22 protein-coding genes are annotated in these 21624 nt (G+C 64.4%); 10 read left to right on the top strand and 12 right to left on the bottom strand.

The features are described 5' to 3' along the window. Nucleotides 1-53: 53 nt before the first annotated feature. Both JV241A_RS14225 and JV241A_RS14220 read left to right on the top strand, forming a co-directional pair. Nucleotides 54-2381 carry a fimbria/pilus outer membrane usher protein gene (locus JV241A_RS14225; RefSeq protein WP_240047867.1) on the top strand — a complete coding sequence of 776 codons (2328 nt, stop codon included), beginning with the start codon at nt 54-56 and terminating at the stop codon, nt 2379-2381. Then, a complete protein-coding gene (locus JV241A_RS14220; RefSeq protein ID WP_115087212.1) occupies nt 2378-3343 on the top strand; it encodes a spore coat U domain-containing protein in 966 nt (321 codons plus the stop codon). The genes JV241A_RS14225 and JV241A_RS14220 overlap by 4 nt, the downstream gene beginning before the upstream one ends. Here JV241A_RS14220 and JV241A_RS14215 read toward each other — a convergent pair. Then, nucleotides 3307-4515 (bottom strand): MFS transporter, encoded by a 1209-nt coding sequence (locus JV241A_RS14215; RefSeq protein ID WP_134063155.1) that lies wholly within the window; start codon nt 4513-4515, stop codon nt 3307-3309. The genes JV241A_RS14220 and JV241A_RS14215 overlap by 37 nt on opposite strands. A 92-nt stretch (nt 4516-4607) precedes the next feature. On the opposite strand from JV241A_RS14215, the gene JV241A_RS14210 reads away from it, so the two are divergent. From JV241A_RS14210 to JV241A_RS14185, 6 genes are all read left to right on the top strand, one after another. Then, nucleotides 4608-5057 (top strand): helix-turn-helix domain-containing protein, encoded by a 450-nt coding sequence (locus JV241A_RS14210; protein WP_115087210.1) that lies wholly within the window; start codon nt 4608-4610, stop codon nt 5055-5057. A 105-nt stretch (nt 5058-5162) separates the two neighbouring features. Further along, nucleotides 5163-6665 carry an APC family permease gene (locus JV241A_RS14205; protein ID WP_115087209.1) on the top strand — a complete coding sequence of 501 codons (1503 nt, stop codon included), beginning with the start codon at nt 5163-5165 and terminating at the stop codon, nt 6663-6665. After that, nucleotides 6625-7209 (top strand): DUF3156 family protein, encoded by a 585-nt coding sequence (locus JV241A_RS14200; RefSeq protein WP_134063153.1) that lies wholly within the window; start codon nt 6625-6627, stop codon nt 7207-7209. The genes JV241A_RS14205 and JV241A_RS14200 overlap by 41 nt, the downstream gene beginning before the upstream one ends. A 117-nt stretch (nt 7210-7326) precedes the next feature. After that, nucleotides 7327-8271, top strand: coding sequence for a transcriptional regulator FeaR (feaR, locus tag JV241A_RS14195; RefSeq protein ID WP_115087207.1), 945 nt, complete (start codon nt 7327-7329; stop codon nt 8269-8271). 131 nt (nt 8272-8402) lie between these two features. After that, a complete protein-coding gene (locus tag JV241A_RS14190; RefSeq protein ID WP_134063151.1) occupies nt 8403-9626 on the top strand; it encodes a multidrug effflux MFS transporter in 1224 nt (407 codons plus the stop codon). Between the two features lie 27 nt (nt 9627-9653). Beyond that, nucleotides 9654-10238 (top strand): TetR/AcrR family transcriptional regulator, encoded by a 585-nt coding sequence (locus tag JV241A_RS14185; RefSeq protein WP_134063149.1) that lies wholly within the window; start codon nt 9654-9656, stop codon nt 10236-10238. Between the two features lie 82 nt (nt 10239-10320). On the opposite strand, the gene JV241A_RS14180 is transcribed toward JV241A_RS14185, so the two are convergent. Continuing rightward, on the bottom strand, nt 10321-10686 hold the full coding sequence (locus JV241A_RS14180; protein ID WP_134063147.1) for a cupin domain-containing protein: 366 nt from the start codon (nt 10684-10686) through the stop codon (nt 10321-10323). Nucleotides 10687-10720: 34 nt separating this feature from the next. Beyond that, complete coding sequence (locus JV241A_RS14175; protein ID WP_115087203.1) at nt 10721-12019, bottom strand: FAD-binding oxidoreductase; 1299 nt, start codon at nt 12017-12019, stop codon at nt 10721-10723. 164 nt (nt 12020-12183) lie between these two features. Here JV241A_RS14175 and hpaR point away from each other — a divergent pair, with 164 nt between their 5' ends. Further along, entirely contained in the window at nt 12184-12606 is a 423-nt protein-coding gene (gene hpaR, locus JV241A_RS14170) for a homoprotocatechuate degradation operon regulator HpaR (RefSeq protein WP_115087202.1), read from the top strand. Between the two features lie 86 nt (nt 12607-12692). On the opposite strand, the gene hpaI is transcribed toward hpaR, so the two are convergent. From hpaI to JV241A_RS14130, 8 genes are all read right to left on the bottom strand, one after another. After that, nucleotides 12693-13496, bottom strand: a complete 804-nt coding sequence (hpaI, locus tag JV241A_RS14165; RefSeq protein ID WP_134063145.1) for a 4-hydroxy-2-oxoheptanedioate aldolase — start codon at nt 13494-13496, stop codon at nt 12693-12695. A gap of 10 nt (nt 13497-13506) precedes the next feature. Then, nucleotides 13507-14310, bottom strand: a complete 804-nt coding sequence (gene hpaH, locus JV241A_RS14160) for a 2-oxo-hept-4-ene-1,7-dioate hydratase (protein WP_134063143.1) — start codon at nt 14308-14310, stop codon at nt 13507-13509. Nucleotides 14311-14321: 11 nt separating this feature from the next. After that, nucleotides 14322-15626: an MFS transporter gene (locus tag JV241A_RS14155; protein WP_134063141.1), complete on the bottom strand. Its 1305-nt coding sequence runs from the start codon at nt 15624-15626 to the stop codon at nt 14322-14324. Between the two features lie 48 nt (nt 15627-15674). Then, nucleotides 15675-16067, bottom strand: a complete 393-nt coding sequence (locus tag JV241A_RS14150; protein ID WP_115087198.1) for a 5-carboxymethyl-2-hydroxymuconate Delta-isomerase — start codon at nt 16065-16067, stop codon at nt 15675-15677. Nucleotides 16068-16141: 74 nt separating this feature from the next. After that, a complete protein-coding gene (gene hpaD, locus JV241A_RS14145; RefSeq protein WP_134063139.1) occupies nt 16142-16999 on the bottom strand; it encodes a 3,4-dihydroxyphenylacetate 2,3-dioxygenase in 858 nt (285 codons plus the stop codon). A gap of 124 nt (nt 17000-17123) precedes the next feature. Then, the gene (hpaE, locus tag JV241A_RS14140) at nt 17124-18584 is read right to left on the bottom strand and encodes a 5-carboxymethyl-2-hydroxymuconate semialdehyde dehydrogenase (RefSeq protein ID WP_134063137.1); all 1461 of its coding nucleotides are present in this window, start codon (nt 18582-18584) and stop codon (nt 17124-17126) included. A gap of 5 nt (nt 18585-18589) precedes the next feature. Beyond that, nucleotides 18590-19363 carry a fumarylacetoacetate hydrolase family protein gene (locus JV241A_RS14135; RefSeq protein ID WP_134063135.1) on the bottom strand — a complete coding sequence of 258 codons (774 nt, stop codon included), beginning with the start codon at nt 19361-19363 and terminating at the stop codon, nt 18590-18592. Beyond that, nucleotides 19363-20034: a fumarylacetoacetate hydrolase family protein gene (locus tag JV241A_RS14130; protein WP_134063133.1), complete on the bottom strand. Its 672-nt coding sequence runs from the start codon at nt 20032-20034 to the stop codon at nt 19363-19365. Before JV241A_RS14130 ends, JV241A_RS14135 begins: the two co-directional genes overlap by 1 nt. A 143-nt stretch (nt 20035-20177) precedes the next feature. Here JV241A_RS14130 and hpaA point away from each other — a divergent pair, with 143 nt between their 5' ends. After that, nucleotides 20178-21080 carry a 4-hydroxyphenylacetate catabolism regulatory protein HpaA gene (gene hpaA / locus JV241A_RS14125; RefSeq protein WP_115087194.1) on the top strand — a complete coding sequence of 301 codons (903 nt, stop codon included), beginning with the start codon at nt 20178-20180 and terminating at the stop codon, nt 21078-21080. 17 nt (nt 21081-21097) lie between these two features. On the opposite strand, the gene JV241A_RS14120 is transcribed toward hpaA, so the two are convergent. Further along, a complete protein-coding gene (locus JV241A_RS14120) occupies nt 21098-21538 on the bottom strand; it encodes a hypothetical protein (protein WP_134063131.1) in 441 nt (146 codons plus the stop codon). Nucleotides 21539-21624: the final 86 nt, after the last annotated feature.

Here is a 21624-nt window from a genome sequence, read left to right as displayed (position 1 = left end):
AAGACAACAGGGGCCAGGGAGGACCCGGTAATGGTCGGATACTGTGTGTGAGCATTTCTTCGGCGCTGCAGGCCTGCGGCCTGACCGTGCTGGGCTGTGGTGCGCTGCTGGCCGGCGAACTGCCGCCGCCCCCGGCCAGCCTCGAGGCGGTTGCCGATGCGCCGTTGTTCCTGGAACTGGTGGTCAACCAGATGAGCAGCCCTGAGCTGGTAGCGGTGCAGCAGCGCGCCGGGCGCCTGTACATGGCCAGCGCCGACCTGCAGGCCGCCGGTATCGAACTGCCCGGCGAATACGGCGCCGAAGTGGCCCTGGACAGCATTCCCGGCCTGCACAGCGACTATGACAGCCAGGGCCAGCGCCTGGTCGTGCAGGTGCCGGCCAACTGGCTGCCGAACCAGCGCATCGGCAGCCGCCAGCTGTACCCGGCCAGCGAAGCCCGCAGCAGCTTCGGGGCACTGCTCAACTATGACCTGTACCTCAACGACACCGACGACGGCGGCCGTTATCTCGCGGCCTGGAACGAGCTGCGCCTGTTCGACAGCTGGGGCACGCTGTCGACCACCGGCCAGTGGCGCCAGTCCCTCGGCGGCAACGATTACGCCGGCAGCCAGGAAGGCTTTCGCCGCTACGACAGCACCTGGCGCTACACCGACGAAGCGCGCCTGCTGACCCTGGAGGTCGGCGACGTGCTCAGCGGCGCCTTGCCCTGGACCAGTTCGGTGCGCCTCGGCGGCCTGCAACTGTCGCGCGACTTTGCCGTGCGCCCGGACCTGGTCACCTACCCATTGCCGGCCTTTGCCGGGGAAGCGGCGGTGCCGTCCTCGGTGGACCTGTTCATCAACGGTTACAAGAGTTCCAGCGCCGAGCTGCAGCCGGGCCCCTACACCCTGACCAACGTGCCGTTCATCAATGGCGCCGGCGAGGCAGTGGTGGTGACCACCGATGCCCTGGGCCGCCAGGTGTCGACCACCTTGCCGTTCTATGTCACCAGCAGCCTGTTGCAGAAGGGCCTGGCGGATTTCTCGGTCGCTGCCGGTAGCCTGCGCCGGGATTACGCGATTCGCGACTTTGCCTATGGCCCGGGGGTTGCCGCGGCCAGCCTGCGCTACGGCCTGAGCGACAGCTTCACCCTCGAAAGCCATGCTGAAGCGGCCGAGTCCCTGGCCCTCGGCGGGTTAGGCGGCAACTGGCAGGTGGGCAACTGGGGCGTGGTCAACGCGGCCTTGAGCCAGAGCAGCTTCGACAGCCGCAGCGGCCAGCAACTGAGCTTCGGCTACCAGTACAACAGCCAGCGCCTGGGCTTCAATTACCAGCGCCTGCAACGGCGTGGCGACTACGCCGACCTGTCGCTGGTCGACAGCCCCTACACGCGCCTGAGCCAGCGCAGCGAGCAGGTGACCATGAGCCTCAACCTCGAGCGCTACGGCAGCCTCGGTGCCGGTTATTTCGATGTACGCGCCGGTGACAACTCGCGCACCCGCTTGCTCAACCTCAGCTGGAGCAAGCCGCTGTGGCGCAACAGCAGCCTGTACCTGTCGGCCAACCGCGAAATCGGTGACAGCCAGTGGGCGGTGCAGGCACAACTGGTGATCCCGTTCGACCTGCGCGGCACCCTGAGCTTCAGCGTCGAGCGCAACAAGGAAGGCGAGAACCAGCAACGGGTCAACTACAGCCGAGCGGTGCCCAGCGAAGGCGGGGTCGGCTTCAACCTCGGTTACGCCGATGGCGACCGCGAAGCCTATCGCCAGGCCGATGTCACCTGGCGCCTGCAATCGGTGCAACTGCAGGCCGGCGCCTACGGCAGCAGCGACAGCATGACCCGCTGGGCCGATGCCAGCGGCTCGCTGGTGTGGATGGACGCCGGGGTGTTCGCCGCCAACCGCATCGACGATGCCTTCGTGGTGGTCAGCACCGAAGGCTTTGCCGAGGTACCGGTGCGTTACGAAAACCAGCTGGTCGGCCGCACCGACCAGAACGGCCACCTGCTGGTGCCCTGGAGCAGCGCCTATTACCGGGCCAAATACGAGATCGACCCCATGGAGCTGCCGGCCAACGTGCAGAGCCCGCAGGTCGAGCAACGGGTGGCGGTGCGTCGCGGCAGCGGCTACCTGCTGGAGTTCCCGCTGCAGCGGGTGGTGGCCGCGAGCATCGTCCTGGTCGATGGCAACAATAAGGAACTGGCGCTGGGCAGCCAGGTGCGCCACGAGCAGAGCGGGGCGCTGGCGGTGGTCGGCTGGGACGGGCTGGTGTACCTCGAGGGCCTGGCTGCGGACAACAGCCTGCAGGTGCAGATCGCCAATGGCGGCAGTTGCCGGGTGCACTTCAAGCTGGCGCCCGAACAGGACCAGGTGCCGCTGATCGGCCCGCTGGTGTGCCAATGAAGCGCCTGCTGACGCTCTTGGCATTGCTCGCCAGCCCGCAGGTGCAGGCCCTGTGCACGGTGATCGATACCGCGCCGGCCAGCTTCGGCAGCGTCAGTTCGACCCTGGTGCGCACCACGGTGCAGTCGGCGTCGACCCTCAACGCCGGACTGCAATGCACAGGATCCCTGGCGAGCCTGCTGGCCAGCGACGATCACTTCTATGCCACCTTCACCCCGCCTGCGGGCAGTACCGGCATGCTCGGGCCCACCGGCGATGTGATCGCCTACACCCTGTACGCCAACAACACCACCAACTTCGCCATCAACCGTAGCCAGCCCTACGACTTTGCCCGCAACGGCATCATCGATGCCCTCGGCCTGCTCAATGGCACCACGCCCAAGGCGGTGCCGATCTACCTCAAGAGCCTGACCGGCAGCAACGTCGCCGCCGGCCTCTACCAGGAAACCCTGTCGGTGTACTGGAACATCAGCTACTGCTGGGGCATCGGCGTGGGCAGTATCTGCCTGGGCCGGCAGAACCTCACCGGCACCACCAGCCTGACCGTGAGCCTGACGGTCACCAACGACTGCCAGATCACCAGCCCCAACATCAGCTTCGGCAGCGCGCCGGTGGTCGGCGGTTTCAGCACGGTCAACAGCAACGTCAACGTCTCCTGCACCAAGGGCAGCAACTACACCGTGGGCCTGGACGATGGCCAGAATGTGTCCGCCGGGCGGCGGCGAATGAAGTCGGCGGCCAACAACTACCTGGCCTATGACATCTTCAAGAGCGCCGGCAGCGTGCGCTGGGGAAGCGTCACCTCTGCCCGCCGGGCCAGCAGCGACGCCGATATCAATCCCGGCGCGGGCACCGGTACCGGCAGTCAGGTCTTCAACTACAACGCCAAGGTCTACACCGACCAGACCACCCCGCCAGCCGGTACTTACCTGGACAACGTGATACTCGACGTGCAGTTCTGAGCCCGCGCGCCTTCGGTCAGCCACCAGTAACCCAGGGCCAGGGCGTTGAGCAGGGCGCCGTAGGCGCACACCAGCAGCCAGCCGCCCCAGGCGTAGGCCAGGGTCGAGGTCAGCGCGCCGAAGGCACTGCCCACCGAGTAGAACAGCATGTAGGCGGCGGTCAGGCGGCTGTGGGTGGCCTCCGGCAGGCGGTAGATCAGGCTCTGGCTGGCCACGTGCACGGCCTGCAGGCCAAGGTCGAAGACCACGACGCCGAGCAGCAGCGCCCACAATGAATAGCCGGTCAGGGCAATGGCCGCCCAGGACGCCAGCATCAGCAGCAACGAGCCGCCACTGACCCACTGGCCCAGGCCGCGATCCACCAGCGCCCCGGCCCGTGCCGCAGCCAGCGCGCCCGCCGCTCCTGCCAGGCCGAACAGGCCGACTTCGCCGGTCGACAACGACAGCGGCGGGGCGCTCAGGGGCAGCACCAGCGGCGTCCACAGCACCATCGCCGAGGCGAAGCTGAGCAGGGCCAGCACCGAGCGTCGGCGCAGCAGCGGTTCATCGCGCAACAGCAGCGCCAGTGAGCGCATCAGTTCGCGGTAACTGCCCGCAGCCTGCGCCGGTTCCTGGCGCGGCAGCACGCGCCAGAGCAGGGCGGCAATCACCAGCGTCAGGGCCGCCGACAGCCAGTAGATCGAGCGCCAGCCGGCCAGGTCGGCCATGGCCCCGGACAAGGTGCGGGCGAGGAGGATGCCGATCACGATACCGCTGGTGATCACCCCCACCACCTGGCCGCGTTCGCTGGCCGCCGACAGGGTGGCGGCATAGGCCACCAGCACCTGGGTGACCACCGCCAGCAGGCCGGTCAGGCCCATGCCGAGCAACAGCCAGGGGGGACTCGGCGCCCAGGCGATCAGCAGCAGGGCCAGGGCCGACAGCAGCGACTGGCCGACGATCAGCCGCCGGCGGTTGAGGCGATCGCCCAGCGGCACCAGCAGCAACAGGCCCAGGCCATATCCGACCTGGGTCAGGGTCACCACCAGGCCGACCAGGCCCGGGTCGATGGCAAATTCCCGGGCCATGGCGTCGAGCAAGGGTTGTGCGTAGTAGACATTGCCCACCGCCAGGGCGCAGGCCACGGAGAACAGCAAGACGACGGCGGACGGCAATCGATGTAGGGGCTGCATGGGTTCAAATCCTTCTGGTTGCATAATGAAACCAGTTGTACGCTAGAGAAACCGGTTTTATATTGCAACCACTTTTCCTGGCGAGATCTCCCATGGTTCAACGAACCCGCCTGCAAGACGCCGAATGCCCGGTGGCCCGTTCCCTCGATGCCATTGGTGACTGGTGGTCGCTGCTGATCGTGCGCGATGCCTTCGACGGCTTGAAGCGCTTCAGTGAGTTCCAGCGCAACCTCGGCCTGGCCAAGAACATCCTCAGCACTCGCCTGCGCCAGCTGGTCGAGCACCAGATCTTCGAGCTGGTGCCGGTGTCCGAGGGCAGCGCCTATCAGGAATACGTGCTCACCGAAAAAGGCCTGGGCCTGTTCCCCTTGATCGTTGGCTTGCGCCAGTGGGGCGAGGCGTTCTACTTCGCTGAGGGCGAGGCCCACTCGCAACTGGTCGACCGTGAACACGGCAAACCGGTCAAGGCCCTGGAGCTGCGTGCCGCCGATGGCCGCCTGCTTGGTCCGCACGATTGCGTGCGCCTGCCGGCCACGGGCTGAGCCTGGCAGCCAGCTCCAACCTTCACGGCAGCCACGGGCAAGACGGCCATTGCCACCGAGCGCAGAGTAGGACCACTGTCATCCTTCTGCTCGAGGTCTTTTGCCATGTCGCTCAACGACACGCTCAGTGCGCACCTGAATCGTGGCACGGTCGGCTTTCCCACCGCCCTTGCCAGTACCATCGGCCTGATCATGGCAAGCCCGGTGATCCTCACTGCGACCATGGGCTTCGGCATCGGCGGCAGTGCCTTCGCCGTGGCCATGCTGATTGCCGTGGTGATGATGCTGGCGCAGGCGACCACCTTTGCCGAGGCAGCGTCGATCCTGCCGACCACCGGCGCGGTGTACGACTACATCAACTGCGGCATGGGGCGCTTTTTCGCCATTACCGGTACGCTGTCGGCCTACCTGATCGTCCACGTCTTTGCCGGCACCGCCGAGACCATGCTGGCCGGGGTCATGGCCCTGGTGAACTTCGAGCACCTCAACACCCTGGCTGAGTCGGCCGGTGGTTCGTGGCTGTTGGGTGTGGGGTTCGTGATCATCTTCGCCATCCTCAATGCCTTCGGCGTCAGTGCTTTCGGCAAGGCCGAGATCATCCTCACCTTCGGCATGTGGACCACCTTGATGGTCTTTGGCGTGCTCGGCCTGGTGGCCGCGCCGGCCGTGGAACTGGAGGGCTGGTTCGGCGTGTCGCTGGTGGGTACCGACCTTATGACCATCCTCTCGCTGGTGGGCATGGCCATGTTCATGTTCGTCGGCTGCGAGTTCGTCACGCCGCTGGCCCCGGACCTGCGCCAGTCGGCCAAAAGCATGCCGCGGGCCATGGCCCTGGGCTTGCTCGGGGTGGCGGCGTGCATGTTCATCTATGGCGCGGCGATGAAACGCCAGGTCGAGAACGTGCTGCTCGACGCCGCCAGCGGCGTGCACCTGCTGGACACACCCATGGCCATCCCGCGCTTTGCCGAGCAGGTAATGGGCGATATCGGCCCGCTGTGGCTGGGCATCGGTTTTCTGTTCGCCGGTGCGGCGACCATCAATACGCTGATGGCCGGGGTGCCGCGGATTCTCTACGGCATGGCCGTCGACGGCGCCTTGCCCAAGGTTTTCACTTACCTGCACCCACGCTTTAAAACGCCGCTGCTGTGCATCCTGGTCGCCGCGCTGATTCCGTGCCTGCATGCCCTGTGGCTGGGCGGCAACACCGACCGCATCATGCACCTGGTGCTGGCGGCAGTGTGTGCCTGGAGCACGGCCTATCTACTGGTGACCCTGTCGGTGGTGATCCTGCGCATCCGCCGCCCGGACCTGCCGCGGGCCTACCGTTCGCCGCTGTTCCCGCTGCCGCAGATACTGTCTACCGTCGGGATTGTCCTGGGCATGGCGTTCATCACCCCGCCAGGCATGGACCCGGCCGACATCTACGTGCCCTTCGGCCTGATGCTGGCCGGCACGGCGGTGTATGCACTGTTCTGGACGCTGGTGGTGCAGAAGGTCAATCCGTTCAAGCCGGCCTCGGTGGAAGAGGTGTTGGCGCGGGAATTCGCTCACCAACCGGGGACTGCTCATGGCTATTGCCCTGCGCCAACTGTGGCAAAAGCTGTCTGAACGGGCGCCGGCCGGCTATCGACCGGGGCTGACCCTTGAGAAGGTGCAACGCAACCTGGGCCTGGACAGCTTTGAAGTTGTCGCCCCCGGCCTGGGCCGCTTCGACTGGGCCGGGCAGGCGGTGCAGGTGCGCGAGCGCTGTGAAGCGCAATTGCTCATGCACCTGGTGCTGAGCGAGTTCAGCCTGACGCTGCCTGCCATAGGGCAGGGCAATGCCCGCCTTGAGCTGCACCACCGCGGGTCATGGCGGCGCAGCGGGCTGCGGGTTCGCCTGCGCAAGGGCGAGCTGGCGTTGCAGGCCGAACTGCAACGCCGCCTGCAGGCGGAGGCGGCTTTGTTGCAGGCGCTGATGCCCCTGGACTTCAAGCGCCTGCTGCTGGAAAGGTGCGACGGCCAGTGGACCCTGACCCTCGAGCACATCGGCGCCAGCGAAGTGGTCAACCGCCTGCCGGCCTTTCGTCGTTACATTCGCCTGAGCCCCGAGCAACACCAGCACCTGCTGGCCGCGCTGCAAGGCTTGCCGGCGCTATTGGCCGGGCTCTGACCCGGCCATCTGGCATCAAACCTGCTTTCACTCTGGCTGCTTCAAGCAAGTTGCGCGCACATAGATAACATGTTAACTATTGCCCAACAAAAACAAGATGCCATTGTGGAGGTACCCATGAGTATCCATCACGCCAGCAGCCCTGCGCTGGAACGCTGGAACGCAACCATGCAGAACATCTGCGGGGTGTATGAGACGGAACTTACGTTCAACCCCTCGCTGTTCATCGGCGAGATTTCCACCTGGTCGCGCGGCGGCCTGGCCCTGGCCAACCTGCGCACCAATGCCGGGCTGATCCGCCGCAAGGGCCTGAACAGCGACCGCGACAACGACCAGCATTGCTTTCTGGTCAGCCAGCGCACCGGCTTTTCGCAGATCACCCAGAACGGCATCAGCATCCAGCTCGCACCCGGCGAGATGCTCCTGATGGATGCCGCCGGCGCCTGCGAGATCATGCCTTTCGGCCTGATCGAACATGCCTCGCTGTCGTTGTCGCGGGCCGAGGTGTGCAAGCAACTGGGCAACGACAGCCGCACCTTCGGCAAGATCTCCCAGACCCGCGCCTGCGGGCGCATGCTGCACCTGCTGATGGACCAGCTGTGCAAGGAGCAGAGTGCCACTGACGACGAGCAGGGCGAGGGGCAGGCACTGCACAGCGCCTTCCTGTCATTGCTCGGTTCGGCCCTTGAAGGCAGCGATGACCTCACGGCGCTGCCGGCCTCGTTGCAGGGCGCCAACCTGCGCAGCTACGTGCAAAAAGTCATCGATGACTCCCTCGGCCAGGCCAACCTGACCCCGGTCAACCTCGCCAACCGCCTGAACATTTCCGTACGCCACCTCTACCGCCTGTTCGAAGAGCAGGGCGACAGCGTCTGCCGCTACATCCAGCGCGCGCGCCTCAAGCGCAGCGCCGCCGACCTGGCCAACCCGGTGCTCAAGCGCGAGTCGATCACCACCATCGCCTACAAATGGGGCTTCACCGACTCGGCGCATTTCAGCCGTTCGTTCAAGAAGCAGTTCGAGCAATCGCCCAAGGACTACCGCGCCAGCAGCCTGGCCTGATCACCGTTTCATCGCCGCTGACTTGACCGCAGGATGCGGTCTGTATAGGCTCGCCTGACTTGGCTACCTACCGATAGGTAGGTTTAGCGATAAACGCCAGCCAGGTCCCGCTTTTATCTGGAATCGAGCCTATGCACAGTGCAGCCTCCACGCCGACCGCCCGGGTCGGCTTCGCCATTTCCCTGGCCCTGATCGGCGCCCTTGGGCCCTCGGCGGTCGACATGTACCTGGCCAGCATGCCGAGCATTGCCAGTGAGTTCGCCACTTCCTATGCCGGGGTGCAGTTGACCCTGACCGTGTTCCTCCTGGCCATGGGCGCCGGGCAACTGCTGTTCGGTCCGCTGGTCGATACCCTTGGCCGGCGCCGGCCATTGCTCGTCGGCTTGCTGGTGTTCGTCCTGAGCTCCCTGGCCGCCGCTGCGGCGCCAGACCTCAACAGCCTGCTGCTGGCGCGCTTCATCCAGGGCCTGGGCAGCGCCCTGACCCTGGTGGTGATCATGAGCATGGTCCGCGACGTCGCCGAGGGCGCGCGGGCGGCGCAGATCTTTGCCTTGCTGATGACCATCGAAGGCCTGGCACCGGTGATTGCCCCGGCGCTGGGCGGCTTTGTCGGTGCACACTTTGGCTGGCGGGCGATCATGCTGGTGCTGGCGGCATTGGGCGTGCTGGTGCTGTTCAACTCGGCAGTGATGCTCAAGGAGACCTTGCCCCAGGACCAACGCATGGCCTGGCAACCGCGTGAGTTTTTGCGCACCTACGTGCGCATCGCCTGCGACCGCCAGTTCCTGCGCCCGGCCCTGGCCTTGTCGGCGGTGTTCTTCTTTCTGTTTGCCTACATCGGCGGGGCGGCCTTCGTTTACCAGCACCATTTCGGCCTGTCGGTGGAAGCCTTTGGCACGCTGTTCGGTGCCACCGGTGTGGCCATTTTGCTCGGCGCCATCACCGCTGGCCGCCTGGTGGCGCGCAAGGGCCTGGTGCGTCTGGCCCGTTGGGGCGCGGCGTGCATGTTCGTGGGGGCCGTACTGGTGCTGGCTGGGGCTCTGAGTGCGGCGGGGCTGGTGGGCATCGTTGCCGGCATGGCCGTGGCGATGTTCGGCCTGGGCATTGCCGAAGCCACCCTGATGTCGCTGGTGATGTCCTCGCAGAGCAAGGCCCTGGGCTCGACCGCCGCCTTGCTCGGCGCCTTCCAGTTGATCATTTCGTCGTTCGCCACGCCATTGTCGGGCATCATGGCGCCATTGGGTGCGGCGTACTGGGCACTGCTACTCGGCCTTTCGGCGGTGTTCGTCGCGCTGCTGGTGCACATCAGCACCCGCCATGCCGAGCCGCACCTGCAGAGCCTGGCTGGCCATTGATCCGTATTTGTTGGGGGAGACACCGTTATGAGAAGCCTGACGCCGTCGGCAGAAAAGATCTGCGCGATTGCCGTCGAGCAGTTCGCCGAGCTGGGTTATGACGCCTCGTCGCTGAACGATATCGCCGCCGCCGCGGGCATGCGCAAGCCGTCGTTGTATGCGCATTTCGCTGGCAAGGATGACCTGTTCCAGGTGGTCTATGCGCGGGCCCTGCAAGCCGAACATGAGTACCTGGAGGCCTGCTTTGCCGAGAAGGTGACGGCCGGGGAGTTGCCGGGGCAGCGTTTTGCCGAGCGCTTGAATCAGCGCTACCAGGTGTCGGCGCATTTGCGCTTCATGCTGCGCACGGCGTTCTTTCCGCCCAGTGAATTGCGACCGGTGATCAGTGCCGGGTTCGAGGCGTACCTGGCGAGGTTGGGCGAGTTGTTTGCCCTGGCGTTGCACCGCTATGCACCGGGGCTGGATGAGGAGCAGCAGCGCTTGTATGGCGATGGCTACCTGGGGATTGTCGATAGTTTGAATGTCGAGTTGATCTATGCGGGGGCGGAGGCGTTCGAGCGGCGACTGGCGGCATTGTGGCGCTTGTTTGGGGAATCGTTGGCCAGGTTATAGGGCCTCATCGCTGGCAAGCCAGCTCCCACAGGTTCGGTGCATGCAGTACCTGTGGGAGCTGGCTTGCCAGCGATGCTTTTTGTCAGGCTACTGCAAAGTAATGCTTCACAAAACTCTCGCTGAGAATCTCCCACAACACCGGCGTGCCCTTGGTCACGAACCAGCTGTCACCCTGGTTGTAGGTGCGGCTGACGCCGGTTGCTTCGTCGGTCAGACGCACCTGGCCGGTCACCACCACGGCCTGTTCGTTGAATGGGTAGACCATGCGAAATTTGCCGCTGGTGGTGCCAAAGTAGGCGCTGCTGACCGGGTCGGTCGGCGCGCCGAAGGTCATCTTGCCGAAAGCACGCACTTCGCCTTCGAGTATTTCCGAACCCAGGTCGGCAACGGTGCCCCAGGCGTCGAGTTCGCTGAGCTGGATGTTCTGTTTAACGGCAGTCAGGGTCATGGCAGTGTTCCTTGAGGGTTGAAAACAATGGGTTTCAGCGCCGGCCATTCCAGTAGCCGGACAACTGGTGCCAGGACTTGCCCGCGGTCAGCAGCACCGCGCGCAGTGGGTCTTTGGCCGGGATGGTCGGGCGTGGCACCGAGCTGATCAGGTCATAGCGCGCCGAGCCTTCGCTCATGCCTTCGGCCAGTACCTTGCAGATGATGTGGCTGGGGGTGACGCCAAAGCCGGAATAACCTTGCACGTAAAAAGCGTTGCGCCGACCGGGCAGGGTGCCGATCTGCGGGAACAGGTTGGGGCTGCAGGCCATCGGCCCGCCCCAGGCCAGGTCGATCTTCACGTCCTTGAGGTAGGGGAAGATCTTCAGCATCAGGTTGCGGTTCCAGGCCTTGAGGTCGCGCGGGATGTGCTCGACCAGCGGCGTGGCGGCACCGAACAGCAGGCGGTTTTCGTTGGTCACGCGGTAGTAGTCGATCACCGGGCGGATGTCGCTGTAGGCGCCGCGAATCGGGCTGATGCGCTGGATCAGTTCGTCCGACAGCGGCTCGGTCATCATCTGGAAGGCGTAGGTGTTGATGGTCGAGCGGTGCAGCTCCGGCTCCAGTTTGTTGAGGAAACTGTCGCAGGCCCACAGCAGCTTGCTGGCGGTGACCGAGCCGCGCCCGGTGCGCACGCGAATGCGCTCGCCGTACTGCACCTGCAGCGCAGGGCTGTTCTCGAAGATGCGCACGCCGTGTTCGCTGAGCGCCTTGGCTTCGCCGAGCAACAGGTTCAGCGAATGCACATGGCCACCGCCCATGTGCAGCAGGGCACTGCTGTAGGCGTCGGAGCCGATGATCTGCTTGACCTCGCTGCCGCCGAGAAAACGGATCTCGTGCTGGGAATTGACCGACTTGAAGTCTTTTTCCCAGGCGCGCAGGGTCTTTTCCTGGCGGGCATTGAAGCCCATGTAGCCGTAGCCATGGCAGAAGTCGGCGTCGATGGCGTACTTGGCGATGCGCTGCTTGATGATGTCGGCACCCAGGTCGCTGATCTCGAAGATCTGCCGCAAGCCATCGTCGCCGACGTGCTGCTTGATCTTCTCCAGGTCGTGACCGATGCCGGCCATGATCTGCCCGCCGTTGCGCCCGGTGCCGCCAAAGCCCAGGTAGCGGGCTTCGAGCACGACGATGTTGGTGATGCCTTTTTCCGCCAGCTCCAGGGCCGTGTTGATCCCGGAAAAGCCGCCGCCGATGATGACCACGTCGGCGTCCACGTCCTCTTCCAGGGTCGGGAAGCTCAGGTTGTATTTTTTGGTGGCGGTGTAGTAGGTCGGCGTTTCGATGTTGATCATGGCGCTGCCTGAAAAGTGGAGTACTGATGGGCTCTATTAAGGCCTTGTACGGCGCCTGCGTCTTGACCCTGCGTGCCGCCGGGCTTGACTGCCGGTGCCAGGGCTGTGGCAAGGCGTTGATTTTGTTAAAGTGTTAACAAAATAGCCTGATGATTAGCCATTCCATGCCCCAACCGCGCCCGTCCCTGACCCTGACCTTGTTGCAAGCCCGCGAAGCGGCCATGCGTTTCTTTCGCCCCTCGCTCAACCAGCACGGGCTGACCGAGCAGCAGTGGCGGGTGATCCGTATCCTGCGCCAGCAGGGCGAAATGGAGATCTACCGCCTGGCGGAACAGGCCTGCATCCTCAAGCCGAGCATGACCGGGGTGCTGGTGCGCATGGAAGCGGCCGGGCTGGTCAGCCGGCGCAAGGCCGAGCAGGATCAGCGCCGGGTGCTGGTGAACCTGGCGGCCAGGGGCGAGGAGATTTTTGCTTCGATGAGCCAGTGCATGGAGAGCAACTATCGGCGGATTCAGGAGCAGTTCGGCGAGCAGAAGTTGCAGGCGCTGCTGGGGTTGCTGGAGGAGTTGAAGCAAGTCGGTCGGTGACCGCATCGCTGGCAAGCCAGCTCCCACAAGGTCCTCTGTAAACCGAACCTGTGGGAGCTGGCTTGCCAGCGATGAGGCCAGTACAGTCAATACACCGAAGGGCCGGATGAAGCCGGCGCCACCCCCCCCTTGAACCTGCCCGCCAACCCCTGCAAGCCCCTCATCAGCACCGTGGTATCCACCCCCACCGCGACAAACCCGGCGCCCAGCTCCAGGTAGCGCCGTGCCAAGGCTTCATCGGCACTGAGAATCCCTGCTGCCTTGCCGGCCTTTTGAATCTGCCCGATCGCTTGTTCAATCGCCGCCTGCACCTCGGGGTGGGCGGGATTGCCGCGATAACCCATGGACGCACTCAGGTCCGCCGGGCCGATAAACACCCCGTCAACGCCTTCGACCGCGGCAATCGCATCCAGGTTCTGCAGCCCTTCAAGGCTCTCGATCTGCACCAGCAAGCACATTTGCTCATCGGCCTGCTCCAGGTAACCGGGGATGCTGTTCCAGCGCGACGCCCGTGCCAGGGCACTGCCCACGCCGCGCACGCCCTTGGGCGGGTAGTGCATGGCGCGTACCAGCTGGCGTGCCTGTTCAGCGCTTTCGACCATGGGTACCAACAGGGTTTGCGCGCCGATATCCAGCACTTGCTTGATCAGCGCGGTGTCGCCGATCACCGGGCGGATGATCGCCTGGGCCGGGTAGGGGGCGATGGCCTGCAACTGGCCGAGCATGCCGCGCAGGTCGTTGGGCGCATGTTCGCCGTCGATCAGCAGCCAGTCGAAACCGGCGTTGGCGGCCAGTTCCGCGCAGTACGGCTCGGCCAGGCCGAGCCACAGGCCGATTTGCGCCTCGCCCCGTTGCAGGCGTTGTTTGAAGCGGTTGACGGGCATGTCCATGGGCAAGTCCTCAAACGAAACGACAGGCAATCGAACCGAGCATGTCGTAGTCGACATGGAAGGTATCGCCGGGGTTGGCCGCCACCGGGCGGGTGAAGGAGCCACCGAGGATGATCTGCCCGGCTTCGAGGGGGACGTCGTATGGCGCCAGCTTGTTGGCCAGCCAGGCGACGCCCTTGGCCGGGTGGTTGAGCACCGCCGCCGAGACGCCGGACTCTTCGATCACGCCATTGCGGTAGAGCACCGCCGGCACCTTGCGCAGGTCGATATCGCCCGGGCGCACCGCGCGCCCGCCCATGACCACGCCGGCGTTGGCGGCGTTGTCCGAGATGGTGTCGAAGACCTTGCGCGTGGCCTGGGTCTGCGGGTCGATCTGCTGGATGCGCGCATCGATGATTTCCAGCGCCGGGATCACCCATTCGGTGGCGTCGAGCACGTCGAACAGGTTCACGTTCGGCCCCTTGAGCGGCTTGCCGAGCACGAAGGCCAGCTCCACCTCGACCCGTGGCACGATAAAGCGCTCGAAGGGAATGTCGCTGCCTTCGTCGAAAAACATGTCATCGAGCAGCGCGCCGTAGTCCGGTTCGGTGATGTTCGACGACACCTGCATGGCCCGCGAGGTCAGGCCGATCTTGTGGCCGACCAGCTTGCGCCCGTCCTGGATCTTTTGCGCGACCCAGGCGCGCTGGATGGCGTAGGCGTCTTCAATGCTGATGCCCGGGTGCTCCAGGGAGAACTGCCGCACCTGTTCGCGGCTGCGTTCGGCGCGCTCGAGCTGGGCGGCGGCTTGCAGGATCTGGCTGTGGTCAAGCATGGCTAAATCTCTTACTGAGGGTTGACGATGGCAGCCTTGGTGCGCAGCACCAGCAGGCCGCCGAGGGTGATGAACAGCGCCAGCACGAACAGCGCCAGGCTGGCGCTCTGGGTGGTGTCGCGCATCCAGCCGATCAGGTACGGGGCGAGGAACGCGGCGATGCTGCCGAACGAGCTGATCAGGGCGATGCCGGCGGCCTGGGTGGTGTTCGACAGGAACGCTGGCGGCAGTTGCCAGAACATCGGCAAGGCGGCGCTGGCGCCCATGCCGGCGATGATCAACCCGCCCAGCACCATCACCGGGTTGCCTGGCGACAGGCCGGCGATGGCAATGCCCAGGGCCGACATCAGCAGCGGCACGCACAGGTGCCAGCGGCGTTCACGCTGACGGTCGGAGGAGCGCCCGCAGGCAATCATGAACAGGCAACCGGCCAGATACGGTACGGCGCTGAGCAGCCCGACCCGGCCATCGCTGCCGATGCCGGCGCCGTGGATCAGGGTCGGCATCCAGAACGCCAGGGTGTTGACTGCCAGCATCACCGCGAAGTACACCGCCACCAGCAGCCAGACCTGGCTGTCGCGCAGGATGCCGCCGAACGAGGTGATGGATTTGCGTTGTTCTTCCTGGTTCAGCTGTTCGCGCAGTTGCAGCTTTTCTTCGCTGCTGAGCCAGTTCACGCAGTCGAAACTGTCGGGCAGGCACTTGAGCACCACCAGGCCGAGCAGGATCACCGGCGCGCCTTCGATCAGGAACATCCACTGCCAGCCACGCAGGCCGGCGGCGTCGTGGAACAGTTCGAGGATGCCGCCCGACAACGGCCCGCCGACCACACCGGCCATGGGCACGGCGATGGCGAACAGCGCGGTGATCTGCCCACGGCGACGGGCCGGGTACCAGCGGTTGAGGTAGACCAGGATGCCGGGAAAAAAGCCGGCTTCGGCCACGCCCAGCAAAAAGCGCAGGACGTAGAAGCCCGAGGCCGATTCGACCCAGAGCATGCTGGTCGACAGCGTGCCCCAGACCACCATCAGGGTGGCGATCCAGCGCCGTGGGCCGACCCGGTCCAGGGCGATGTTGCTCGGTACGCCGAACAGCGCGTAGGCGATGAAGAACAGCCCGGCACCGAAGCCGTAGACCGTGTCGCTGAAGTGCAGGTCGCTGCTCATCTGCATCTTGGCAAAGCCGATGTTGATGCGGTCCAGGTGAGCGAACAGGTAGCAGATCAGCAGCAGCGGCATCAGCCGCCAGGTGATCTTGCTGTGGGTCGAGTCATGTTGGGCAAGGGCAGCGTGTTCGGCAGTATTGGCTGTGCTCATGATCTTGTACTTTTTGTCAGAGGGCCGTGGGGGGAGGGTGGCTGTGCGTCAGCCCGCCTGGTTCTGGAGAAAGGCGTGAACGTTGTTCTGCTTGAAATTCAGTTGCGGGTGCAGCTCGATCATCTCGAACGAGAGCGCCAGCAGGCGTTGACTTTGCAGCTCGGCAAAGTGCGCGGTGATCACCTCGAACAGCGCCTGGGCAACCTGGGTGCGGGTGTCCAGGTCACGGCCGTGGCCGACCTTCAGAGTCATGTGGACGAAGGCGTAGTCATGCTTGCCATCGGCCATGCGCCAGCTGTCCAGGCGCACGCCGCGGCTGCGGATGCCACCCAGGGGGAACACGCCGCTGGCGCCCAGGCTGGCGTGGACCTTCTCGAACAGGCCGGGCAGGTCGGCCTGTTGCTCGATGTTGTCGGTGTACTCAATGATGAAATGCGGCATGAAGATCTCCGTCTCATGTGGGAGCGGGCTTGCCCCGCGATGGGTGATCGCGGGGCAAGCCCGCTCCTACAGGGTTACAGGGGGAAGATGGCGTTGATTTGCCCGGTGCCGGAACTGCCGAACGGCTCGGTCAGCACCTCGACCGGCTTGTTGTAGTCGGCGCCGCCGAGCAGGCCCAGGAGCATCGCCGTGTCGTGCATGCCGCCTTCGCCGTAGCAGTGAGTGGCGTAGTCCGGAAGCATTGCGCAGAACTCCTTGAAACGGCCCTGCTTCCACAGCTCGACCACCCGCATGTCCATCTGCTTGTCGAATTCGCGGGTCCAGTTGTGGATGTTGGCTTCGGCGTTGCGGTCGTCCGAGAAGCGGTGCGACAACGACCCGGACGCCAGCACCAGGACCTTGCGGTCGCTCTTTTCGATGGCCCGGCGCACGGCGGCGCCGAAGGCGAAGCTATCTTCCAGGCGGTGCCAGGCGCACCAGGCGGCGATCGACACGACCTTGAGCTTTTGCGCCTCCGGTACATCCATGTGCATGTAGCGCATCGGTACCAGGGTGCCGTACTCAAGCTCCAGGCTCGGGATGTTGTGGGCCAGGGTGCGCACGTCAGCGGCATTGGCCTCAAGGCCGATCAGCTCGCCCAGCTCCGGGCAGCCGGGGTACTCGAAGTCCATGTTCTTGATGAAGTGCGGCAGCTCGTTGCTGGTGTAAGTGCCCTTGAAGTGCTCGCCACAGTTGATGTGGTAGCCGCTGTTGACCAGCCAGTGGACGTCGAACACCACGGCGGTGTCGGCGCCCAGTTCGCGGGCGCGGCGGCCGATTTCCTTGTGCCCGGCGATCGCCGCCTCGCGGCAGCCATGGTGCTTGCCGGGCAGTTCGGACAGGTACATCGAGGGTACGTGGCAGACTTTGGCTGCCAGGACGACTTCGCCCATGATGGAACTCCTGGTAATTGTTGTTCTTGTGTGCTGTCAGTGCCATCGCTATCGCCGGCAAGCCGGCTCCCACAGGTTTTGAGGTGACATCAGACCTGTGGGAGCTGGCTTGCCAGCGATGACGTCAGACGCCCCAGCGCGGAATATGATGACTGCCCATCGAGATACACACGTTCTTGATCTCGGCAAACACCTCGAAGCTGTATTGCCCGCCTTCACGGCCAGTGCCCGAACCCTTGACCCCGCCGAACGGCTGGCGCAGGTCGCGCACGTTCTGGCTGTTGATGAACACCATGCCGGCCTCGATGCCGCGGGCCAGACGATGCGCCTTGCCGATGTCCTGCGTCCAGATGTACGAGGCCAGGCCATACTCGGTGTCATTGGCCAGTCGCAGCGCCTCGGCTTCGTCCTTGAACGGAATCAGGCACACCACCGGCCCGAAGATTTCTTCCTGGGCGATGCGCATGTTGTTGTTCACGTCGGCAAACACCGTCGGCTGGATGAACTGCCCACGGGCCAGGTGCGCCGGCAGGTTGGCCGGGCGCTCCAGGCCGCCAGCGAGCAGGGTCGCGCCTTCCTCGATGCCGATCCTGATGTAACCGGTGACCTTGTCATAGTGGGCTTGAGTGATCATCGAGCCTACCTGGGTTTTCGGGTCTTGCGGGTCACCGACGATCAGCCGTTTGGCCCGTGCGGCGAACTCGGCGACGAACTGCGGATAGACGCTTTCCTGGATGAAGATACGGCTACCGGCGGTGCAGCGCTCGCCATTGAGCGAGAAGATGGTGAACAGCGCCGCATCGAGGGCGCGCTCCAGGTCGGCGTCTTCGAAGATCAGCACCGGCGACTTGCCGCCCAGCTCCATGGAGTACTTCTTCAGGCCTGCGGTCTGCATGATCTTCTTGCCGGTGGCGGTGCCGCCGGTAAAGGAGATCGCACGTACGTCCGGGTGACGCACCAGGGCATCACCGGCGGTGGCGCCGTAGCCCTGGATGACGTTGAGCACGCCGTTGGGGATGCCGGCCTCGACGGCCAGGCGGCCCAGTTCGTTGGCGGTCAATGGCGACAGCTCGCTCATCTTCAGCACCGCGGTGTTGCCCAGGGCCAGGCATGGCGCGGTCTTCCAGGTCGCGGTCATGAACGGCACGTTCCACGGCGACACCAGCCCGCACACGCCCACCGGCTGGTACAGGGTGTAGTTGAGCATCTGGTCGTCGACCGGGTAGGTGTGGCCGTCCATGCGTGTGCAGACTTCGGCGAAGAAATCGAAGTTGTGCGAGGCACGGGGGATCAGCACGTTCTTGGTCTGGTGGATCGGCAAGCCGGTGTCGAGGGTTTCCAGTTCGGCCAGCTGCGGCACGTTCTGCTCGATCAGCTCACCAAGCTTGCGCATCAGCCGGGCGCGTTCCCTGGCCGGGGTGTTGGCCCATTTCGGGAAGGCTTCTTTCGCCGCTGCTACTGCCTGGGCAACTTCTTCGGCGCCGCCGCTGGCGACTTCGCCAATGGCTTCACCGGTGGCTGGGTTGTAGTTGACGAACACGTCTTTGCTTTCGACCTCGCGGCCGTTGATCCAGTGTTTGATCATGTTGCTCATGCCTCTTGGCGGTTGAGGGCGAAGAACTCGGCTTCGCTGACAATACGGTTGACCAGGCGCCCGACGCCTTCGACTTCGACCACCACTTCATCGCCCGGCACCACGTCGGCCAGGCCCTCGGGGGTGCCGGTGGCGATCATGTCGCCCGGCTGCAGGGTCATGAAGCTGGACAGGTATTCGATCAGGTAGGGGATGTCGAAAATCATGTCCTTGGTACTGCCTTGCTGCTTGAGCTCACCGTTGATCCAGGTGCGCAAGGTCAGGTTGGAGGCATCCGGCACCTCGGCGACGTCGACGATCCACGGCCCGACGGGGGTGGTGGCGTCGCGGTTTTTCACCCGCAAGTTGGGCCGGTAGTAGTTTTCCAGGTAATCGCGGATGGCGTAGTCGTTGCACACCGTGTAGCCGGCCAGGTACTCAAGGGCATCCTCGCGCTTGACGTTGCGCGCAGGCTTGCCGATCACCGCCACCAGCTCGCACTCGTAGTGCATGTAGGCGACGTTGTCCGGGCGCCAGCTCACCTGGTTGTGGCCGGTGTAGGTGCCCACCGACTTGACGAACGCCAGCGGTTCGGTGGGCGGTGTGAAGGCCAGCTCGGCGGCGTGGTCGGCGTAGTTCAGGCCCAGGGCGAACATGTTGCCGGTGGCCGGCGGCAACCACTCGACCTGCTGCTCTTGCAACAGCCGGCCATCAGCCAGGCGCACGGCGTTGTCGGCCTCGACGGTGACGGCGTGGACTTCGCCCTGGTAGCGGATACGTGCGTGTTTCATCAGCGCTTCTCCTGCGCGGCAACGATGCTGTTGGTCAGGCGCCCGAGGCCGCTGATCTCGACTTCAACCTGATCCCCGGGCAGCACATCGACGCGGCCTTCGGGGGTGCCGGTGATCAGCACATCACCTTCGTGCAGGGTCATGAACTCGCTGATCTCGGCAATCAGCTGGGCAACGCTGCGGACCATGTTGGCGGTGCTGTTCTGCTGGCGCAGCTGGCCATTAATGAACAGCCTGATGCTCAGCTGCTGCGGGTCGGCGACTTGCGCGGCCGGCACCAGTTCAGGGCCCAGGGCGCAGAAGCCGTCGCGGCACTTGGCCTTGACCGCCGGGCGGTAGTAGCTGTCTTCCGGCAGGCTGAATTCATTGACGATGGTGTAGCCGGCGACATGGCTGAGGGCATTGTCGACGCTGACCCGGGTGGCACGCTTGCCGATCACCACGCCCAGGGCCGGGCCCGGTTGCAGTTGTTCGATGCCTTGCGGATAGACCACGGGCTGGCCGTGGCCATTGCGGGTGTTGGGGGTCTTGATGAACAGCACCGGCTTGACCGGCGGCTTTTGATACGGCGGCTGTTCGAATTCGGCGAGACGCTGGTTCAGCAAACCCTGGTAGTTCAGCGCAACGCCGAACAGGGTACCGCTGGCAGCATCGTGCAAGGCACGGCTCATGGGGTTCTCCTGGCTGGGGCAGGGGCAGGGTCCCTGCTCGAATAATTGTTAATGTGTTAACGTTATAATTAAGATGTTAACGAAATGCAAGCGGCTTGCTGCAGGAGTAAGCTGGCGACAGAACAACAAGAGTGACCAGGGCCATGAGCGAGCGCCAGCCAATCCCCAACATCAACATCGGTCAGGTCTATGACCAGCGCTACAGCGATGCCGAGGTGCACTACGACAAGCTCGGCAACCTGGCCGGGTTCTTCGGCCGCAACATGCCGGTGCACCGCCATGACCGGTTTTTCCAGGTGCATTACGTCAAGAGCGGCACGGTGCGGGTGTACCTGGACGACCAGCAGTACGTCGAATCGGGGCCGATGTTCTTCCTCACGCCGCCGACCATCCCGCATTCCTTCGTCACCGAGCCCGATGCCGATGGCCATGTGCTGACCGTGCGCCAGCAACTGGTCTGGCAGTTACTCGAAGCTGATCCGGGGTTGGCGCCGGGGCCGCAGGTGGCGCCGGCCTGCGTGGCCTTGAGCGGCCTGGAGCCGAGCTATGCCGCCGAGGCGCGGCGCCTGGCCCTGCTGTTCGATGAGCTGCACAGTGAGATCAACGCCAGCGCAGCCGGGCGCGGGGCGGCGCTGGAAAGCCTGACGCGGCTGATCATGACCAGCCTGCTGCGCCTGTGCGCGCGCTCGCTGCCCGCACGGCAAACCCGTCATGAAGACTTGCAGGTGTTCCACCGCTTCAACGAACTGATCGAGGCCCACTACCTCGAACACTGGCCGTTGGCGCGCTACGCCCAGGGCATCGGCGTCACCGAGGCGCGGCTCAATGAAGTGTGCCGGCGCATCGCCGACCTGCCGTCCAAGCGGCTGATCCTCGAACGGCTGATGCAGGAGGCGCGGCGCCTGCTGCTGTACACCGGCAGCTCGGCCAATGAGATCTGCTACAGCCTGGGCTTCAAGGACCCGGCGTATTTCAGCCGGTTCTTTTTGCGCTATGCGCAGCTCACGCCGGGAGAATATCGTCAGCGTCAGGCGGGGTTGCGCTGATGTCAGGGGGGGCCAGGTCAGGCTCTGTCGCCGATAGTGAATTCCCAGCAACCGACTTTCTCTATGTCGGTGCGTTCATCTTCCACGCTGAATTCAAAGTTACCCAGGACGTACAGGCCATCATCGCTGTGTTGTACTTCATCAACCGTTAATAGGCCTTCACTGAGCTTGAAGGGTTGTTGGAGGTATTCTCCGAACTCCAGAGTTACGCGTGCCTGTTCGCCGCTATCCTCATCCTCAGGCTCGGTCTCCAGAGCAAACTTGTAAGTGCCTGGCGCTAGCTTCCCCCAGCAACTCAAGGTCCATAGGTATCTTTCGGCCTCGGATCCTGCGCAAACCTCAAACGTGTCTTCGGTGAAAATGGGTTTCCACATCGTCAGGTTCAACGGTTTGCTACCGCTCGTTGTCTCCAGAATCAGGTCGATGCCCACAAAAGCATTCTCGATATCGTCCATCATGACGCGGCTCTCCAGCAGAGGGGGGGCGCTAAACCGACGTGTAACCGTCGTTCCTTAACCTAGGGGGCCTGCCTCGACCCGTCTAC

It is taken from the genome of Pseudomonas sp. JV241A, assembly GCF_900275665.1.
In the GTDB taxonomy this organism is placed as follows: Bacteria; Pseudomonadota; Gammaproteobacteria; order Pseudomonadales; family Pseudomonadaceae; genus Aquipseudomonas; species Aquipseudomonas wadenswilerensis.
Note: the sequence above shows the minus strand (reverse complement) of the source record. Positions and strands in the feature narration are given on the sequence as shown.

Coding starts and splice junctions, on each gene's coding strand:
- JV241A_RS14220 (WP_115087212.1), top strand. CDS start 2,378: ATGAAGCGCCTGCTGACGCTCTTGGCATTGCTCGCCAGCCCGCAGGTG.
- JV241A_RS14215 (WP_134063155.1), bottom strand. CDS start 4,515: ATGCAGCCCCTACATCGATTGCCGTCCGCCGTCGTCTTGCTGTTCTCC.
- JV241A_RS14210 (WP_115087210.1), top strand. CDS start 4,608: ATGGTTCAACGAACCCGCCTGCAAGACGCCGAATGCCCGGTGGCCCGT.
- JV241A_RS14205 (WP_115087209.1), top strand. CDS start 5,163: ATGTCGCTCAACGACACGCTCAGTGCGCACCTGAATCGTGGCACGGTC.
- JV241A_RS14200 (WP_134063153.1), top strand. CDS start 6,625: ATGGCTATTGCCCTGCGCCAACTGTGGCAAAAGCTGTCTGAACGGGCG.
- feaR (WP_115087207.1), top strand. CDS start 7,327: ATGAGTATCCATCACGCCAGCAGCCCTGCGCTGGAACGCTGGAACGCA.
- JV241A_RS14190 (WP_134063151.1), top strand. CDS start 8,403: ATGCACAGTGCAGCCTCCACGCCGACCGCCCGGGTCGGCTTCGCCATT.
- JV241A_RS14185 (WP_134063149.1), top strand. CDS start 9,654: ATGAGAAGCCTGACGCCGTCGGCAGAAAAGATCTGCGCGATTGCCGTC.
- JV241A_RS14180 (WP_134063147.1), bottom strand. CDS start 10,686: ATGACCCTGACTGCCGTTAAACAGAACATCCAGCTCAGCGAACTCGAC.
- JV241A_RS14175 (WP_115087203.1), bottom strand. CDS start 12,019: ATGATCAACATCGAAACGCCGACCTACTACACCGCCACCAAAAAATAC.
- hpaR (WP_115087202.1), top strand. CDS start 12,184: ATGCCCCAACCGCGCCCGTCCCTGACCCTGACCTTGTTGCAAGCCCGC.
- hpaI (WP_134063145.1), bottom strand. CDS start 13,496: ATGGACATGCCCGTCAACCGCTTCAAACAACGCCTGCAACGGGGCGAG.
- hpaH (WP_134063143.1), bottom strand. CDS start 14,310: ATGCTTGACCACAGCCAGATCCTGCAAGCCGCCGCCCAGCTCGAGCGC.
- JV241A_RS14155 (WP_134063141.1), bottom strand. CDS start 15,626: ATGAGCACAGCCAATACTGCCGAACACGCTGCCCTTGCCCAACATGAC.
- JV241A_RS14150 (WP_115087198.1), bottom strand. CDS start 16,067: ATGCCGCATTTCATCATTGAGTACACCGACAACATCGAGCAACAGGCC.
- hpaD (WP_134063139.1), bottom strand. CDS start 16,999: ATGGGCGAAGTCGTCCTGGCAGCCAAAGTCTGCCACGTACCCTCGATG.
- hpaE (WP_134063137.1), bottom strand. CDS start 18,584: ATGATCAAACACTGGATCAACGGCCGCGAGGTCGAAAGCAAAGACGTG.
- JV241A_RS14135 (WP_134063135.1), bottom strand. CDS start 19,363: ATGAAACACGCACGTATCCGCTACCAGGGCGAAGTCCACGCCGTCACC.
- JV241A_RS14130 (WP_134063133.1), bottom strand. CDS start 20,034: ATGAGCCGTGCCTTGCACGATGCTGCCAGCGGTACCCTGTTCGGCGTT.
- hpaA (WP_115087194.1), top strand. CDS start 20,178: ATGAGCGAGCGCCAGCCAATCCCCAACATCAACATCGGTCAGGTCTAT.
- JV241A_RS14120 (WP_134063131.1), bottom strand. CDS start 21,538: ATGATGGACGATATCGAGAATGCTTTTGTGGGCATCGACCTGATTCTG.